The 16,475-nt window shown below is 67.3% G+C and carries 14 protein-coding genes, 2 pseudogenes and 2 other annotated features; of the genes and pseudogenes, 11 read left to right on the top strand and 5 right to left on the bottom strand.

From position 1 onward, the window contains the following. Position 1: 1 nt before the first annotated feature. The 3 genes from DMP15_RS28055 to ccsB are packed head-to-tail and all read left to right on the top strand — an operon-like array spanning position 2 to position 3,553. Positions 2–913, top strand: a complete 912-nt coding sequence (locus DMP15_RS28055; protein WP_246354006.1) for a cytochrome c biogenesis CcdA family protein — start codon at positions 2–4, stop codon at positions 911–913. A 2-nt stretch (positions 914–915) separates the two neighbouring features. Further along, positions 916–2,562 carry a cytochrome c biogenesis protein ResB gene (gene resB / locus DMP15_RS28050; protein ID WP_179763251.1) on the top strand — a complete coding sequence of 549 codons (1,647 nt, stop codon included), beginning with the start codon at positions 916–918 and terminating at the stop codon, positions 2,560–2,562. A 1-nt stretch (position 2,563) separates the two neighbouring features. Then, a complete protein-coding gene (ccsB, locus tag DMP15_RS28045) occupies positions 2,564–3,553 on the top strand; it encodes a c-type cytochrome biogenesis protein CcsB (RefSeq protein ID WP_179763250.1) in 990 nt (329 codons plus the stop codon). 429 nt (positions 3,554–3,982) lie between these two features. Here ccsB and DMP15_RS28040 read toward each other — a convergent pair. Then, positions 3,983–5,250, bottom strand: a protein-coding gene (locus DMP15_RS28040; protein WP_337826854.1) for an IS3 family transposase whose coding sequence is annotated in 2 segments (ribosomal slippage) — positions 3,983–4,983 and positions 4,983–5,250 — 1,269 coding nt in all. Because the reading frame shifts where the segments join, the coding sequence is not laid out codon by codon here. Then, positions 4,865–4,996 (bottom strand) — a sequence feature (AL1L pseudoknot). (Overlaps the previous gene by 132 nt.) Before the next feature lie 7 nt (positions 5,251–5,257). Here DMP15_RS28040 and DMP15_RS28035 point away from each other — a divergent pair. From DMP15_RS28035 to DMP15_RS28020, 5 genes and pseudogenes are all read left to right on the top strand, one after another. Beyond that, positions 5,258–5,533: an SHOCT domain-containing protein gene (locus DMP15_RS28035; protein WP_337826742.1), complete on the top strand. Its 276-nt coding sequence runs from the start codon at positions 5,258–5,260 to the stop codon at positions 5,531–5,533. A 24-nt stretch (positions 5,534–5,557) separates the two neighbouring features. Beyond that, positions 5,558–5,803, top strand: a pseudogene (locus DMP15_RS30450) (multicopper oxidase domain-containing protein); the annotation flags it as partial. 98 nt (positions 5,804–5,901) lie between these two features. Continuing rightward, positions 5,902–7,055 (top strand): IS3 family transposase gene (locus tag DMP15_RS28030; protein WP_337826741.1). Its coding sequence is split into 2 segments (ribosomal slippage): positions 5,902–6,196 and positions 6,196–7,055, totalling 1,155 coding nucleotides; the frame shifts between segments, so codons are not numbered across the junction. After that, positions 6,186–6,317, top strand: a sequence feature (AL1L pseudoknot). It overlaps the preceding gene by 132 nt. After that, positions 6,995–8,344, top strand: coding sequence for an IS30 family transposase (locus DMP15_RS28025; protein ID WP_443217716.1), 1,350 nt, complete (start codon positions 6,995–6,997; stop codon positions 8,342–8,344). The genes DMP15_RS28030 and DMP15_RS28025 overlap by 61 nt, the downstream gene beginning before the upstream one ends. Positions 8,345–8,351: 7 nt before the next feature. Next, positions 8,352–8,660: pseudogene (locus DMP15_RS28020) on the top strand (integrase core domain-containing protein); the annotation flags it as partial. 34 nt (positions 8,661–8,694) lie between these two features. Here the strand turns inward: DMP15_RS28020 and DMP15_RS28015 are convergent. Both DMP15_RS28015 and DMP15_RS28010 read right to left on the bottom strand, forming a co-directional pair. Then, positions 8,695–9,096, bottom strand: a complete 402-nt coding sequence (locus DMP15_RS28015) for a hypothetical protein (protein ID WP_143105614.1) — start codon at positions 9,094–9,096, stop codon at positions 8,695–8,697. Between the two features lie 297 nt (positions 9,097–9,393). Next, positions 9,394–10,539: a prolipoprotein diacylglyceryl transferase family protein gene (locus DMP15_RS28010; protein ID WP_253066756.1), complete on the bottom strand. Its 1,146-nt coding sequence runs from the start codon at positions 10,537–10,539 to the stop codon at positions 9,394–9,396. Between the two features lie 539 nt (positions 10,540–11,078). Between DMP15_RS28010 and DMP15_RS28005 the strand changes: the two genes are divergently transcribed. Together DMP15_RS28005 and DMP15_RS28000 are read left to right on the top strand one after the other, a co-directional pair. Beyond that, on the top strand, positions 11,079–12,629 hold the full coding sequence (locus tag DMP15_RS28005; RefSeq protein ID WP_253066755.1) for a multicopper oxidase family protein: 1,551 nt from the start codon (positions 11,079–11,081) through the stop codon (positions 12,627–12,629). 164 nt (positions 12,630–12,793) lie between these two features. Next, positions 12,794–13,375 carry a L,D-transpeptidase gene (locus tag DMP15_RS28000; protein WP_246354005.1) on the top strand — a complete coding sequence of 194 codons (582 nt, stop codon included), beginning with the start codon at positions 12,794–12,796 and terminating at the stop codon, positions 13,373–13,375. A gap of 347 nt (positions 13,376–13,722) precedes the next feature. Here the strand turns inward: DMP15_RS28000 and DMP15_RS27995 are convergent, their stop codons facing one another. Further along, complete coding sequence (locus DMP15_RS27995; RefSeq protein ID WP_253066754.1) at positions 13,723–14,799, bottom strand: HoxN/HupN/NixA family nickel/cobalt transporter; 1,077 nt, start codon at positions 14,797–14,799, stop codon at positions 13,723–13,725. A gap of 197 nt (positions 14,800–14,996) precedes the next feature. Here DMP15_RS27995 and DMP15_RS27990 point away from each other — a divergent pair, with 197 nt between their 5' ends. Continuing rightward, positions 14,997–15,944, top strand: a complete 948-nt coding sequence (locus tag DMP15_RS27990) for a M56 family metallopeptidase (RefSeq protein ID WP_179763242.1) — start codon at positions 14,997–14,999, stop codon at positions 15,942–15,944. Between the two features lie 33 nt (positions 15,945–15,977). On the opposite strand, the gene DMP15_RS27985 is transcribed toward DMP15_RS27990, so the two are convergent. Beyond that, positions 15,978–16,370 carry a BlaI/MecI/CopY family transcriptional regulator gene (locus DMP15_RS27985; protein ID WP_232021794.1) on the bottom strand — a complete coding sequence of 131 codons (393 nt, stop codon included), beginning with the start codon at positions 16,368–16,370 and terminating at the stop codon, positions 15,978–15,980. Positions 16,371–16,475: the final 105 nt, after the last annotated feature.

Genomic DNA, 16,475 nt, shown 5'->3' with positions numbered 1-16,475 from the left:
GATGGGTGCGACCACAACTCTCGCGATGTCGGGGCCGTTGGTACTCGCGGTCCTGGTCTCGGTGGCGGCGGGGCTGGTGAGCTTCGCGTCGCCGTGCGTCGTGCCGCTGGTTCCCGGCTATCTCGCCTATCTGGCCGGGTTGGTGGGCGCGCAATCACCGCCGGTGACCTCGGCCGAGGCTCGTGCCCGCGCAGCCGCCCGGCGCACAGGTACCGACGCCGATACCGTACTGGCGCTCGCCGACCCGGGCGCTCCCCGCGCCGCTGCCGGCGACCCGCCCTGGCCGGCGGCGGAGGACACGGCGGGCTCGCCTAGAACACGACCGGTCGACGGCCGCTGGCGTGTTGTCGGCGCGGTCGCACTGTTCATCGCGGGCTTCACCACCGTGTTCACCATCGTCATGGTCGGTGTGGTCTGGCTGTCCGATGTACTGATCGACAACGAGGCCGTGCTGCAGCGCATCGGCGGTGTCGTGATGATCGTGATGGGGCTGGCGTTCGCCGGGCTGATCCCGGCGCTGCAGCGCGAGTACCGCGCGCACTGGGCGCCACGGGCCGGGCTGGCCGGTGCGCCGCTGCTCGGTGCGGTGTTCGGACTCGGCTGGGTGCCCTGCATCGGCCCGACCCTGGCCGGGGTCGTTGCCGTCGCCGCCGGGACCGGGGGCGGCTCGTTGCGCGGGATCGTCCTGATCCTCGCCTACTGTGCCGGGCTGGGGATCCCGTTCGTGCTCATCGCGCTCGGTGCCACCCGCGCCGTTGGCGCGCTGGGTTGGCTGCGCCGGCACACCCGAGCGGTCCAGGTCGCCGGGGGTGTGCTGCTGGTCACGGTCGGTGTGCTGCTGGTGTCCGGGTTGTGGGCACAGTGGCTGGTGAAGCTGCAGGTCTCGATCGCCGGGTTCACCCCGCCCATCTAGAGATGAGCTCACCACCTACCGCGCCCCCGACGCCGCCGCAGACCAGCTCCGGCGGCGAGCCCCCGTCGCGCCCCGGGCCCTTCCGGGCCGGGGCGGCCCTGCTGCGCAACACCTGGCGCGGCCTGACGAGCATGCGCACCGCGCTGGTGCTGCTGTTCCTGCTCGCCGTCGCCGCGCTGCCGGGCGCTCTGTTCCCGCAGCGCTCACTCAACGCGTTCCTCGTCGACGACTTCTACGCCGACTACCCCGCCGCGGCGCCGATCGTCGAAGCACTGGGCGGATTCGAGGTGTTCGCCAGCCCGTGGTTCGCCGCGATCTACCTGCTGCTGATGATCTCGCTGGTGGGGTGCGTGCTGCCCCGCTCGCGGGAGTACTGGCGCGGGATGCGCCAGCCACCCGTAGCGATACCGCGGAACCTGTCTCGGCTGCCGCACCACGTTTCGGGCGCCTCTGTCGAGGCTCCCGAAACGGTGCTCGGGCGCGCCCGCACACTCCTGCGTGGCTGGCGAACAGTCGAACGCAGCGAGGTCGACGGTAGCCGAACGGTGTCCGCCGAGAAGGGCTACCTGCGTGAGACCGGCAACCTGGTCTTCCACCTCAGCCTGATCGGGATCCTGCTCGGTCTGGCCGGGGGCAAGATGTACGGCTACGAGGGTGACGTCATCATCCGCGCGGACGGCACCGAGTTCTGCAACTCCTCCGTCCTCGGCTACGACACGTTCCGGGCCGGGCTGCGCGTCGACGGCACTGACCTCAACCAGTTCTGCGTGCGGGTCGACCGCTTCAACGGCAGCTGGCTGCCGAACGGCCAACCGGCCACCTTCGGCGCAGACGTCGCGTACCAGACCGGAGAAGACCTCCGCAACGGCAGAACCAGCTGGCGCCCGACCGACATCTCGATCAACCAGCCGCTGCGCACCGACGGCGACCGCATCTACCTCACCGGCTACGGCTACGCGCCGGAATTCACCGTCACCTGGCCGGACGGGCAGAGCCGAACCGGGGAGATCCAGTGGCGCCCGGTCGACCTGAGCGGCACCCAGCTCTCCGAGGGCGCGACCAAGTTCGAGCGCCCCGGCGTCACCGACCCGGAAGCCCGGCGCACCACCCAGCTCGCGGTGACCGGCACCTTCGCCCCGACCGGGGCGATCGACCAGCAGGGCCGCCTGGCCTCGGTGCACCCCGACCTGCGCGCACCGACCGCCGACGTCAACGTGCTGCTCGGTGATCTCGGCATCGACGACGGTCGCGGCCAGTCGATCTTCGCCGTGGACCAGCAGCAGATCGACGACGGTGAGCTGCGATCGGTCGCGCAGGACCGGCTCGGTATCGGGGACACCGTGCGGCTGCCGGATGGCACCGTCGTCCGGTTCGATGGCGTCACCCCGTGGGTGAACCTGCAGGTCGGCTACGACCCGGGGCAGGTCTGGGTGCTCATGTTCTCGATGTTGATGGTGGGCGGTCTGTCTCTGTCGCTGTTGATCAAGCGGCGCCGCTTCTGGGTGCGCGTGCAGGCCACCGACGGTGACCCCACGGGCAGCCGGGTCGAGCTCGGCGGCCTGGCTCGCACCGACCGAGCGGGCTACGGCGAGGAGTTCGACCGGCTCTCGACCGAGCTGCTCGCACCGACGCAGAACAAGGACGGTTGACATGCTCGTGGACCCGATCACCGCGATGTGGAGTGACCGCCTGTTCCAGGCGACGCTCGTCGTGCTGCTACTGGCGATGGTATTCACATCGCTGGAGTACGCGTCGCGCCGGATCGCCCGCAGCAGGCGCACGTCGGAAGCACCTGTGGCGGTCGGCGCCCCTGCGGCGGAGGCCGACGGGGAGACTGAGGTCGCGGTCGCCGAGCCGTCCCCAGCGGGCCTCACGCCCGACGGCGGCAAACCGGGTCGGGCCCGCGTCGACCGCTACGGCCGCATCGGCGTTTCGTTGATGATCCTCGCGGCGCTGCTGCACCTCGGGTCGATCGCACTTCGCGGCCTCGCGGCCTACCGCTGGCCGCTCGGCAACATGTACGAGTTCGTCTCGGCACTGTGCATGTTGGCCGTCGCCGCGTGGCTGGTGCTGGTCTACCGGCATCCCGCGATCCGTCCGGCCGGGGTGTTCGTGCTGACGCCGGTCGTTCTGCTGATGTTCCTCGCGGGGACGGTGCTCTATCTCGACGCTGCGCCCGTGGTGCCGGCGTTGCAGTCGTACTGGATCATCATCCACGTCACCACGATCACGCTGGCCTCCGGCATGCTGCTGGTATCCGGCGTCGCGAGCCTGCTGTTCCTGATGAAGCGCAGCGGGAAGCCCGCCGTGCTGGCCGCGAAGCTGCCGTCGGCCGAGACGCTCGACCGGCTCGCCTACCGGGTGACGGTACTCGCCTTCCCGCTCTACACCTTCGCCATCATCGCCGGCGCCGCGTGGGCCGAGGCCGCCTGGGGCCGGTTCTGGGGCTGGGACCCCAAGGAAGTCGTGTCCTTCGTCGCCTGGGTGCTCTACGCCGCCTATCTGCACGCCCGCGCCACGGCCGGGTGGCGGACCACGCGCGCGGCCTGGATCAACACCGCGGGCTTCGCCACAATCGTGTTCAACCTGTTCTTCATCAACATGGTGGTCGCCGGGCTGCACTCCTATGCGGGAGTGTGAGCGACTATCGGGCGAAGATTCACACCTCAAGCTGCACCGCAAGCCACGTCCTCGTCCGGTGCTGGATGGGCTCTCCTCGAGGCGGGCCAATCCCGCCGCCTGGTCGGCCAGGGCCGGAGTGACGACCGCGAACTCACTCGGTCAAGGAGTCGAGGGCTGCGCGCAGGCGTGCGCCAGCGTCTGTGGCGGGGCCTCCTCGCCGAAGCGCTCGAGCGTGCCAGGGGTCACGCCAACCACAGCAACGTACCCCCGCGGGGTATACCAACGTGCGTGCGGTGGAGTATCGCCGTTATGCGCTGAGCCCCGCCGTCGGCGCGGCGGTGCTCACAACTGCCAGCGATGTGAGGTCAACACGAGGAGGCCACGACTGTGATGGGTGAATCAATGATGGGCTGGGGCTGGATCTGGCCGATCTGAAGCGCCCCGGGTTCAGTGGAGGCTGGGTTCTCCCGAGATCGGTGTGTCTCGGTCTGGTTGGTGAGCGTAGTAGTTCTGTTCGTACTCGACCGGCGGCATGTTGCCGATCATGGAGTGCAGCCGGTGAGTGTTGAACCAGTGCACCCAGCTCGCGGTGGCCAGCTCGAGATCGTCGACTGAGCGGATCGGTCCGTCACGACCGATGCACTCGGTCTTGTAGAGCCCGATCACCGACTCGGCCATCGCGTTGTCGTAGCTGTCACCGACCGAGCCGATCGAGGCGATCGCGCCGGCCTCGGCGAGGCGGTCGCCATACCGGATGGCGCAGTACTGACTGCCCGCGTCGCTGTGATGGATCAGCCCGTCCAGGCGCCCGTCGGTGGTCTGACCTGCGCTATCACGGGTCCACAACGCCATCTCCAGAGCGTCGAGCGGAAGCTCGGTGGGCATCGAGGCGGCGCAGCGCCATCCGACGATGCGCCGGGAGAACACGTCGGAGACGAACGCGGTGAACACCATCCCCGACCAGGTCGGCACGTAGGTCAGGTCGACCACCCAAAGCCGGTTCGGTGCGGCGGCGGTGAAGTTCCGGTCGACCAGATCAGGCGCGCGTGTGGCCTGCCGGTCGGGCTGGGTGGTCAGCACCGGCTGTCCGCGGCGGACCCCGCGCAGGCCAAGCTGGCGCATCAGCCGCTCCACCGTGCACCGGGCGACCGGACTCCCTGCGGCGCCCGTGACGCCGTCACGGCGCAGCTGGTGCCACATCTTGCGGGCTCCGTACACGCCGCGGCCCTTTGTCCGGTCCCAGAACGTGGCCTCGATCGTCTCGGCCAGGGCGGCGTCGGACAGTGCTCGCCGCGAGGGCGGGCGGGTCTTGGCTGCGTAGTAGCCGCTCGGGGCGATCGTGGCGCCGTGCTGGGTCAACACGGCACAGATCGGCTCGACCCCGAACCGGTCCCGGTGGGCGTCGATGTAGTCGACGATCACCGCAGTCGGCGGTCGAGCTCCGCCGAGGCGAAAAACGCCGAGGCGGTCTTGAGGATCTCGTTCGCCCGCCGCAGCTCGGCGTTCTCCCGACGCAGCCGGGTCAACTCGTCGCGGTCACTGGTCGTGGTCCCAGGCGCCAGCCCGTCGTCGATATCGGCCTGCTTGCACCAGCCCCGCAGCGTATCGGGCAGGATCCCCAGCTGCGGCCCGATCCGCTTGCAGGCGGCGTTGACCGACAGGCCGGGCTCCTGCTGTCGTGCTTCCCGGACCATGCGCTTGGCCCGCTCACGCATCTCGTCGTTGAACTTCCTCGGTGCCGGCACGAAGACCACCTTCCCGTGGCTTCAGAACCTCCACCAGACCCGGGGCGCTTCAATCCTCCTGCTGCTCGGGGTGTCACTGCTGGTTTATGGAACGGCACAGCTGGCTCGCGGGCGCGGCTCCTCCGGATCCGTGGTCGGTCCCGGTGCTTCCCTCGAGGCTGGGGTCACGGCCCGGCAGATCCTCGACGAGCGCTACGCGCGCGGCGAGATCGATGACGAGGAGTATCGGCGTCGCCGGGATGAGCTGACATGAACGCAGGCAGGGCGCAACCCGGGTGTGCTCGCCAGCCGCAACGGCAGGCTGGCCGTGGAGTTGACTACCGCGGCTGGCCGCGACCCTGGGTGGACAACCCACCGCAGCGCTGGGCTACAACGGCTCGTCGCCGGCCCGACTCTGCGGTTACGGCCGGGCGACGAGCTCGCCGTACGGCCCATTAACCATCTCGATCAGCTCACCGATCTGCACACGCACGGGCTGCGTGTGTCTCCGCAGGCCAACTGGGGTAATCCCTTCGTGCGGGTCGAGCCCGTTCCTCGTTCGCCTACCCTCTATCGGATTCCTGCCGATCTGAATCGTCCTGGGGAGTGGAGAGGCTCTGATCTGGCAAGGAGACTGGACCAGTGCCTGCACCTCGAAAGTTCGATGCGGAGACGCGTGAGCGCGCTGTGCGCCTGTACGCCGACCGTCTGCGTGATCACGGTGAGTCCAAGCTGGCTGCGCGCCGGCACGTGGGTGAGTTGTTGGGGATCAATCCGGCGACGATCCGGAATTGGGTCGAGGCCGAAGAGGGCCCGTCAGTGACGGCGGCACCGGTGGGTGCGGGCGTCGATGCTGAGGAAGTGCGGCGGCTGCGGCAGGAGAATGCGGAGTTGCGGCGGGCGAACGAGATCCTGAAGACGGAGAGCGCGTTTTTCGCCCAGGCGGAGCTCGACCGCAAACTTCGCTGATCTGTGAGTACGTTGGCGGTCACCGTGACCGTTTCGGAGTCGAGCCGATTTGCGCCGTCCTGAGCGAGTACGGGGTGCAGATCGCTCCGAGTACCTACTACAAGTGGCGGGTGTGTCCGGTGCGGCCGACTGAACTCGAGGAAGCGTACCTGGTGAACGCGATCGTCGATCTGTTCCGGAAGAACAAGCGAGTGTACGGGGTACGGAAGTTGTGGCGTGCCGCCCGCCGCGCCGGCTTGGACGTCGGACGGGACCAGGTCGGCCGACTGATGCGGATCGCGGGCGTTCAAGGGGTGCGGCGCGGGTCGCACCGGGTGGCAACCACGACCCGAGACCCGCGGGCACCGCGACACCCTGATCTGGTCGGACGCGGCTGGAGCACGCCGACGCGGCCGGATGCGATCTGGGTCGCGGATTTCACGTATGTGTGGACCGCGGCCGGTTTCTGTTATGTGTCGTTCGTGACTGACGTGTACTCGCGTCGAATTCTCGGATGGAAGGTGTCGACGGCGAAGACGACACCACTGGTGCAGGGCGCGCTCGGTCAGGCATTGGCGACCCGACGTCGCGAGTCGGCCGAGTTCACCGCTGACGGCTTGATTCATCATTCGGATGCGGGATCGCAAGGCGGATTCAACTGGTCGTCGCAACACCTCGATCATGGAGGTGTTCGGCAGTGGCGACGAAGGACTGGATCGCGAAGACGAGCGAGGTGCCCGAAGGGGCTAGACGTCAGTGGCGGGCGGATCGGGCGTTGCGGCCCCCGATGCGTTCGCCTGGGCGGCCCGAGCCCTCGCGTGCGGTGCAGCGGCAGTTCTGGCGGTTGATCGCGACGGGCATCACCTCAGCCGAGGCGGCGCTGAAGGTGGGCGTGTCTGTGCCGGTCGGCGCACGGTGGTTTCGCCACGCTGGCGGTATGCCTCCGATCTCACTGGCCGAGCCCAGCGGCCGCTACTTGTCCTTCGAGGAGCGTGAGGAGATCGCGATCCTGCACGCCAAGAACACGGGAGTGCGCGAGATCGGCCGGGCGATCGGGCGTGACCCGGGGACCGTCTCTCGCGAGCTGCGTCGCAACGCGGCCACCCGGGGAGGGAAGGCGGAGTACCGAGCGCTGGTGGCGCAGTGGAAGGCCCAGCAGGCAGCGAAACGACCGAAGACCGCGAAGCTCGCGAGCAACGACGAGCTGCGGGAGTACGTGCAGGAGCGGCTCGCTGGGGGCGTGCGCCGGCCGGACGGCAGCATCGTCGTTGGGCCGGAGCCGCCAGCATGGAAGGGGCTGAACAAGCCGCATCGGCAGGATCGGCGGTGGGCGACCGCGTGGAGTCCGGAGCAGATCTCGCACCGTTTGAAGGTCGATTTCCCGGATGATGAGTCCATGCGCATCAGCCACGAGGCGATCTACCAGTCGCTGTTCATCCAGGGCCGTGGCGCGCTCAAACGCGAACTCGTCGCCTGCCTGCGAACAGGACGTGCGCTGCGGCAGCCGCGGGCTCGCGCGCAGAATCGCCCGCAAGGACACGTCACCGCCGATGTCGTGTTCTCGAAGCGCCCCGCAGAGGCGGCGGACCGTGCTGTTCCCGGGCATTGGGAAGGCGACTTGATCATCGGCACCGGTCGCTCCGCCATCGGCACGATCGTAGAACGCAAGAGCCGCTCGACCCTGCTGGTGCACTTGCCGCGGCTGAACGGCTGGGGTGAGACCCCGCCGGTCAAGAACGGTCCCGCGCTGGGCGGATACGGCGCCGCGGCGATGAACGCCGCCCTGACCATGTCGATGACGACGCTGCCCGAACAGCTCCGCCAGACGCTCACCTGGGATCGCGGCAAGGAGCTCTCCGGACACGCCCAGTTCGCGCTCGAGACAGGCACGAAGGTGTTCTTCGCCGACCCCCACTCACCCTGGCAGCGGCCGACGAACGAGAACACCAACGGGCTTCTGCGGCAGTACTTCCCGAAGGGCACAGATCTCTCGCGCTGGTCCGCCGAAGATCTCGAAGCCGTCGCCCTCGCGCTCAACAACAGGCCCCGCAAGAGCCTCGACTGGAAGACCCCCGCCGAAGTGTTCGAAGAGCAGCTACGCTCACTCCAACAACCCGGTGTTGCAACGACCGGTTGAACCCAGGCAATATACTGCACTGGCGTTTACCGAGGAACTTCGCGAGGCGGGTATCGCCGGCTCGATCGGGACGGTCGGTGATGCGCTCGACAACGCGTTGATGGAGTCGACGATCGGTCTGTACAAGACCGAGCTGGTCGGACCGTACGCGGTCGACCGGAACTGGGACGGACTGCGCGAGCTCGAACGCGAGACAGCCGAGTGGGTTCGATGGTACAACCATGAGCGACTTCACTCATCCATCGATTACGATTCGCCTATCGAACGTGAAATGCTGTACGCTGACACGATCGCCCAACGGGGCGTGGCGGCCTGAACCTCAGCCTCTCGCGAACCCAGGACGGTTCACCTCAGCGGTAGGGTTGGGGCGGTCGAGCTTCACGAAAGATCTGATGCTCCAGCTCTGTTAGGTGCTCGGTTAGCTCAACCGTTGTGTCGAGCAGCACGGCAGTGCGTACCTGATCGTGAGTCCAGCCTGCGGCGAGTGCGCACTCGATAAACATCATCTCCTGCTGTTGAGCCAGACGACGCGAGCTGTCGATGAACCACGGCCACAGGCGTAGCGCTTCAGCCGATTCCGTTCCGGGTGGCCCTCGTCGAATGGCCAGGCGCGCGGCGAGGACGACCGCGACCTGTGGATCGACATGCTGTGCTACGTCGATGCCAACTTCGGCGACGATCCAATGCCACAGGTCCGCAGGTACATTTCCCGGTCGACGTGGCAACGAGTCCGCATCCTCGAGCACAGACACCTCCGAAACAACAGGATCAGCGGGCCACAATCATTTGATACCGCCTCGGATACTCAAACGAGCGACTGCACGGACGGGGGTACCACATCCAGCGGTTCGGCACCCGGTCGCCGACGTTGGGCGGTAGCCCCCCAATCGCGGATCGTCGAATCGGGCGCGTTCGACATCTGCGTGCTGACGACTGCCGCGGTCGATAGCGTGGCTGGCGGGGACCGTCGGCGTTCGACAATTTGTTAGCTCGGGGGCGATGACGCCGGGACGGGTTGCGCCTCGCCTGCTCCTACGGCTCGGCATGGATCAGACGACCAGCAGGCCGCCCGCGACGGTGACCGCCACGGCGCTTGCCACGACAATGATGGCACGGCCGTATCGGGTGTTCCGCGGTAGTGATCGCAGGGGAAACACGAGCTGGCGTGCGAGTAGGTAGGCCGCAAGTGTGGCGACGAACAGGGCGCCGACCGGCGCCGGTCGTGCTGACCAAGCCACTGTTGCGGCCGCCAGTCCGATCCCGGCAGCGGCGCTTGCTTCGATCAACTGCGCAGGGACTCGCCGCATCCCGAGGCGGCGATCAGAGGACCACAGACCCCAGCGCGACGCTGTCGGTCGCCCAGCGCAGCAGCCCCCGAACCAGCATCCGAGCCGGCCGATGCCTGCACCGATGACGAGGGCGGGAGCGCTCAGATCGAGGACAGCGAGGACCGGCACTTCGCCGACGACACTACCGATGATCATCGTTGCCATCGCGGCGAGCACGAACCCCTGCAGGCACATGCCCGTCCATCGAGCCGGCCCTGTGCGTGGCCGATCTCGGTGTTCGACCAGATAGTAGACCTTGGCGCCGACGAGCCCGACGAAGCAGGCGAGCAACGACGTGCTCAGCACCGCCACCATCGGCAAACCGCTGCGCAGCACCAACGCCGACTGCAGCCCCAGGGCCACGACCGCACCGAGCCCAACCAGCCCCGGCCAGGAGCCCAAGCGTGTCCCGGGCGCCTTCGCCGAGACGACCGGGGCGTAGCCCGTGCGGCCGGACGCTGTGGCGGACGAGGCCCGTCGCAGGTCTGCGGGCCCCGCGACGATGGAGGCTGTCACGTCCCATTCACCGGAAGGGATGTTCTCGACACGGCGGGTGAGCGTGATGGGCCCGGCGCTGGGCAGGACCGGGTCGATGACGTCGTGTGTGGTGAAGGTGTCTGGCGCCCCGGCGGTCGAGGAGCGGTGAACACCGTCGAACTGGACCGTGACCGGTCCGGGCGCACCGCTGGACGGGGCGCGGAAGGTGTAGCTCAGGCCCAACGACTGAGGGTCTGTGTCATGCAGTTCTTCGCACCCGACTCTCGTGACCTCGAGCGCGCTGGGCCCGCGGCTCGGACTGCCGTCGTCGACGTCGAGTGCGGCCGCTCCTGACGCGCTGGCGGCCTCGACACCACTGCCGTCGGTCACCTTCGGCGCTGCTACTGGACGGCGGCGCGGGCCACCTGTCGACGGTCGGGCCGAGCTGATCAGCTCCGACGACGGAGCAACGCTGCCAGATTGGAAGCCAGGAGCCAGGTCGACCGCCGTCGCCCCAGCGCGACCGGACTGCTTCGCCCGCCGAGCGGCACGACGCTTCTGTTTACGTCCCATGCTGATCATGCCTCCAAGCCCCAACTCCTACGCACCATAGTAGCTGGAGGTGCACTTGGGCGTGAGAGCGGAGAAGTCGAGGGCGTTGACCAGGGCGTGGCGCCGAGTACCTGCTCGAAGACTGCATCGTTCGGGCCGACCCGCCTGCAGGGCGCCGCGACGCGATCTACTACGCTCCGTAGGATACGCTGGCATGGGCACACCATTTCGATGCGCTGCCGAGGGGCGGTGCTGCCCGCGTTGCCGGCACCGACCACAGTGCACACAGAGGAGTACTCGGCGATGGACGCGGCCGACATGCCGTCGAAGGATCCTGCGGACTGTCCACGGAGACAGCCAGGCCAGGGGGCTCGGCGATGAACCACGACGCCGGGAGCAACGGTCGGCGCAGTGCTACCACCTGGAGTCGCCGGCGATTCTTGGGCACCACCGGCGGTGTTGGAGCGGGCCTGCTACTGACCGGCTGTGGCGAGTCGGTGGCGAGCCCCCGAACCGTCGCGCTGACCGATCGCATCGGCCCGGGCGGTCTAGAGGTCGAGGCTACCGAGCAGGCGCGGCGAGCCACGGCTGGCCGAACTCTGGCACGCACCCTTCAGGCGCAGCCCAGCACGGTCGACATCGGCGGACGCACGGTGTCGACGTGGACCTACAACGGCGCTCTGCCCGGCCCGGAGATCCGTGCTCGGGTGGGAGATACGCTGAAGGTGCGCCTGGAGAACCAGCTGCCCCAGCCGACAACCGTCCACTGGCACGGTATTGCCCTGCGCAATGACATGGATGGCGTCCCCGTGTTGACCCAGCCCGAGATTCCCCCCGGCGGCTCGTTCGAGTATCTCTTCACGCTGCCTCATGCGGGTACCTACATGTTCCACCCGCACGTCGGTACCCAGCTCGACCGTGGGTTGTATGCGCCACTCATCATCGACGACCCGGCTGAGCCCGGGGACTATGACCTCGAGCACGTCGTGATCTTCGACGATTGGATTGACGGCACGGGACAAGATCCTGACCAGGTTCTGGCCGGGCTGCTCCGCAACGGCATGGGCGGGATGGGGGGAATGGGTGGGGACCATGGTGGGATGCAGATGCCGACGTCGTCCGTCCTCGGCGGGGATGCCGGCGACACCACCTATCCGCACTACGTCGCCAACGGCCGCACACGTTCCGCGCCGACCACCCTCGACGTCCGTCCCGGTCAACGTGTGCGCTTCCGGATGATCAATATGGGCGGCGACACGGCTTTCCGTGTCGGTGTCCCTGGCGCTCCAATGACGGTGACCCACACCGACGGATTTCCCGTTGCCCCTACCGACGTCGAGGCAGTGGTGATCGGAATGGGCGAGCGAATCGACGCTGTCGTCACCATTCCCGAGGCCCCGGCTGTGCTGATCGGGATCGCCGAAGGCAAGAACGACCATGCTGCGGTGAGGCTGTCGACTCCGCAGAAATCGCCGGTGGACACCGAAGCTGCGGCCTCCGCACTGATGTCCCGGTCAGCGGTTCTGTCACAGACCTTCGCTTCCGCCGAGCCGGTGACGCTACAGCGGCGCTCGCCCGATGTGGTGCACGATCTGGTGTTGGCCGGCCCCGGGGACCTCTACGATTGGACGATCAACGGAGAGCGATACGATCCGGCTCGCGGCCTGCCGATCTCAAGTGGCCAACGTGTGCGCCTTCGCATGGTCAACACGACCACGATGTTCCATCCGATGCATCTGCATGGACACACCTTCCAAGTGGTCGGCCCCGACGGCCGGGGTCCCCGAAAAGACACTGTGTTGGTGCTACCCAACCAGACTGTCGAGGTGGACTTCGATGCGGACAATCCCGGTCAGTGGCTGACGCACTGCCACAATATCTACCACGGAGAAGCAGGCATGATGACCGTCGTCTCTTACGTCGCCTGACTGGACCGTGAGTACCTCGGCAGGCACGTGCAAGTTCCAGCCTGCCCATTCGTTCATCAAGGAAAAAAACTTGGTTCCGGGTACTGCTCGCCGAGCAACCACCATGGGTTGCCGAGCGTCATAGCAACTGAGCCCCTACTCCTGGTCTCAGAAAAGAGGGATCCATGACGCGCCACTTTCGTAACGGCACCAAGTTGATGGCGCTCGCCGCCACTGCCGCGGCTGCGCTCGCGGTGGTGGTGACTGCAGGTAGCGCCGGCGCCGATGCGGCGCCCGACTCGAACACCGCGGCTGCCCAGGCACATCAAGAGCCTGCCGCCCCTGGTACGCCGTGTTCGGTCTCGACCCGCGCCTGCGTCGATCTCGAATCACAACAGGCCTGGCTCATCGGTGACGGGAAGGTGATCCGCGGGCCGGTACGCATCGCTACCGGTGGTGCTGGACAGGAATCGCCAATCGGGCACTCGTTCCGGGTGTACCGCAAGGAAAAGGACCACGTAAGCGGCGAGTTCAACGGTCCGGACGGCCGTCCTGCACCGATGCCGTTCTCGGTGTTCTTCGCAGACGGTGGCGTCGCCTTCCACGGTGGAGACCGTTCCCGGTCATCTGCGGGATGCATCAAACTCGAGCTCGGGGACGCCGAGGCCTGGTTCAATGAGTTGCAGACCGGGGACAAGGTGCAAGTGGTCAACGCGTCCGAGGAGAACAAGGAGCGTGCACGGGCGCGCCAAACCGCAGGAGTCTGACCAGAGTAGCCGCACCATTCCTGGGGAGCGCCTTCCACGTCCGTAGGACGGACAAATCGTCGGCTGCCCGAAACGGACAGCCGACGGTCGTGCCCGTATAAACCGTACGCCCCGCGGCCGTCCGACACGTGTTACGTCAGCTATGACGGCTCGATCAGTGCTGTCCGGTCAGACACCGTGCTGACCGGGCAGTACCGGTCCATACGCGTGTCTATCTGGTTCGAGGGGAGTCACCCGGACCCCGGGCCCGTGCCTGTTCCAACGCATTGTCGGGTCAGCGATCCCGCCTGCGCGATCGTCGGGTGCTCATGACACTTCAGCCCAGCAATCGATAAAAGGCGGCTGCGTTAACGGTGCGCACGGGAGCGCCGAGAACGGCGCCTCAACACGGCTACCGACCAGATTGCTCCGAATAGAACCACCACAGCAATCCCGGCTCCACGTAGATCAATATCAGCCAGGAAGGTGAGAGTTTCGGTGGAAGCGTCAAGCTGGTCACGAAGCAGGCCGGCCAGTACGATGGTTCCCACGACAAGAGCCACGACGACCGAGAGCACCGTCACGGTCAAATTGTAGGCGAGTTTCCGCATCGGATCTGTGAACGACCAGCCGTAGGCCCGAGCCATGAATGTGCCGTCCGCGGTGTCGCACAGAGTCATACCAGCGGCGAATAGGACAGGTAGCACCAGAATCGCGTACCACGGCACCGTCCAGGCTGCGGTGCCAGCGGCGAGCACCAAGAGCGCAACCTGGGATGCGGTATCGAATCCCAGCCCCATGAGTAGTCCGACTGGATAAAGCTGCCGTGGCGAGCGGATCCGATCGATCACGCCGCCGAGCAAGGGAGCTACGAGGCCCCGGTGACGGAGGTGCTCCTCCAGTCGGTTGTCTTCGAGCCGGCCCCGGCGCGCAGCCCTGTACATGCGGGCGATGCGGATCGCTGCGCTGAGGTTGGTCACGCCGAGGAGAATCAGAAAGACCGCAGCGGCGACCGTGCCGATGAACTCGAAGGTCGCGATCGTGCTGGAGCCGCCGTCCTGAACGGCACCGCCGATCCCACGCAGGCCGAAGGCAAGCGCAATGCTCAAGCCGAACACGACGCTCGAGTGGCCCAGCGCGAACCAGAACCCGGCGGTCTCGGCGCGCCGACCGTCCCCAACGAGTTTGCGTGTGGTGTTGTCGATCACCGCGATGTGATCGGCGTCGAAGGCATGTCGAACGCCGAGCAAGTAGGCGGTGAGTCCCACCCCGATATCGAACACTCCCTCCGATCCGAGGCTGAGGTTCTGCGGAACCACCGCGACGATCAGCACCCCCCACCCCACCAGGTGGAGACCTCCCACCACGTAGACGGAACCGAGAAGTGAACCCCGCGCCCGGCGCGGTGCTGCAACGGCCCACCGGCCACCCTGCGTGTCGGTCATGCCTGCAAGCATGAGCCATCATTGGGCTATTGCAAGGCACATGCGTCTGCGGCCTGGGCGTCCGGAGGGGCCGCAGGCGTGAGGACGAATCGCACCACCCGCTCGCCGACGTCCCTTCGGAGTCGGTGCGGTGGTGGTCGCTAGCATGTGGGGGTCAGTCGGCCCAGTCGCCGACGATCCAGGGCAGGGAGCGTGGTGTGACGACGTCGATTCTGCTGGTCGCCGGAGCCCTGCTGACCGCCACGTTCGCACCACGTGTTCTGACGCGTCTGGAGTCGACCAACAGCGACCCGCTGTGCTTGCTGTGGCTGTGGTGGTCGATGGTCCTCGGCAACCTCACCAGCGCCGGTCTCGCAGTCGCCGTGCTGCTCATACCGGGCCATGCCGGGCCCGCACCGGTGATGTGGTTGGTCGAGCAGTGCCGCATGATCTTGCGCCTGACCAGTGCACACCAGGACACGGGCGTGGGGATCGGCCTGCTGGGGGCGCTGACACTTCTCACCTTCCGCTTTGGGCAGCGCGTCCGGCGCGGGACCGTGGCCAGCCGCGATCGCTCGACCACGACCATGCAGACGCTCGATCTGCTCGGACATCGTGAGCATGATGTGTTGTGGGTGAAACATGCCGGCGCGGTTGCTTTCAGCGTGGGTGGTCGGGCCAATGCGATTGTTGCGACCACGGGGCTACGCACCAGGTTGACAGTGGCTGAGGTCGATGCGGTACTGGAACACGAGCGGGCGCACCTGGCGGGCCGCCACCACCTGCACGTCGTTCTCGCCGACGCCGTGGGAGCCGTCGCCCGATTCGTGCCGCTGTATCGGCAACTACCCGTCGCGGTCAGGCGTCTGGTCGAGTTGGTCGCAGACGAGGAGGCCGCCCGGGTCAGCGGGCGGTCCGTCCTGCGGGGCGCGCTGCTGAAGGTCGCCGCCGCATCGGCGATGGCAGCACCGCCACGAGCGCTGTACGCGTCGGAGACGGCCGTGGAAGCTCGATTGCGACGCCTGTCGTCGAATCCTCGGCAGCGCAGTTGGGTGCTACGAACAGCAGGTCGGGTCACCGTGGCCGTCGGTGGCGTGGCGTCATCGACGGTCGCTGCTGGCGTTACCACGGTGGCGCTGCTTCTCGCCTGTGTGTGGGGCGTCTAGCGGTGGCCTATGGAGCCGGATGCGCCGTGCCGATCAGGTGTGGTCGTCGTCGGTGAGTGCTTGCCGCAGGACCTCCTGTTCTCGGTCCGAGGACAGCCCCACGAAATGAAGCAGCGCCGCGTCGACCTCGTCGGCTGAGCGCAGCAGCGAATGCAGTAGCCGTGCCGCGGTCTGCTCCCTGCTGGTCGAGGCGATGTAGGCGAAACCACGACCCGACCGCTGGCGGCGGGCCCATCCCTTACGGACCAGCTTCTCGAGCACCGTTTGCACCGTGGTGTAGGCCAACGGCCGATCGGCGTCGCTGAGGGTCGCCAGCACGTCCCGCACGAGTTGCGGGGATTCGGCGTCCCAGAGGGCGTCGAGAACGGCGCGCTCCAAGTTGCCGAGTCCGATGGAGACGTGCGCCGCTGCAGGATCAGTGTTCACTCGGCCCCGCCTCTCCCCATCGCCTGCCTACCACTGCCGCAGCACGTGCTGACCGTCCTTGTGACGACGGTTCAGGATAGCCGCCCACAGCGTGGGCTCGATCGC

This window comes from Pseudonocardia sp. UM4_GMWB1, assembly GCF_017312155.1.
Classification (GTDB): Bacteria; Actinomycetota; Actinomycetes; order Mycobacteriales; family Pseudonocardiaceae; genus Pseudonocardia; species Pseudonocardia alni.
The sequence above is the reverse complement of the archived record's forward strand: the minus strand, read 5'-3'. Positions and strand labels throughout refer to the sequence as shown.

Bases quoted from the DNA above. Each gene is read 5' to 3' on its own strand.
- resB (WP_179763251.1), top strand. From the start codon at position 916: ATGAGCTCACCACCTACCGCGCCCCCGACGCCGCCGCAGACCAGCTCC.
- DMP15_RS28000 (WP_246354005.1), top strand. From the start codon at position 12,794: ATGACGCGCCACTTTCGTAACGGCACCAAGTTGATGGCGCTCGCCGCC.
- DMP15_RS28055 (WP_246354006.1), top strand. From the start codon at position 2: ATGGGTGCGACCACAACTCTCGCGATGTCGGGGCCGTTGGTACTCGCG.
- DMP15_RS27995 (WP_253066754.1), bottom strand. From the start codon at position 14,799: ATGACCGACACGCAGGGTGGCCGGTGGGCCGTTGCAGCACCGCGCCGG.
- DMP15_RS28005 (WP_253066755.1), top strand. From the start codon at position 11,079: ATGAACCACGACGCCGGGAGCAACGGTCGGCGCAGTGCTACCACCTGG.
- ccsB (WP_179763250.1), top strand. From the start codon at position 2,564: ATGCTCGTGGACCCGATCACCGCGATGTGGAGTGACCGCCTGTTCCAG.
- DMP15_RS28025 (WP_443217716.1), top strand. From the start codon at position 6,995: ATGCGTTCGCCTGGGCGGCCCGAGCCCTCGCGTGCGGTGCAGCGGCAG.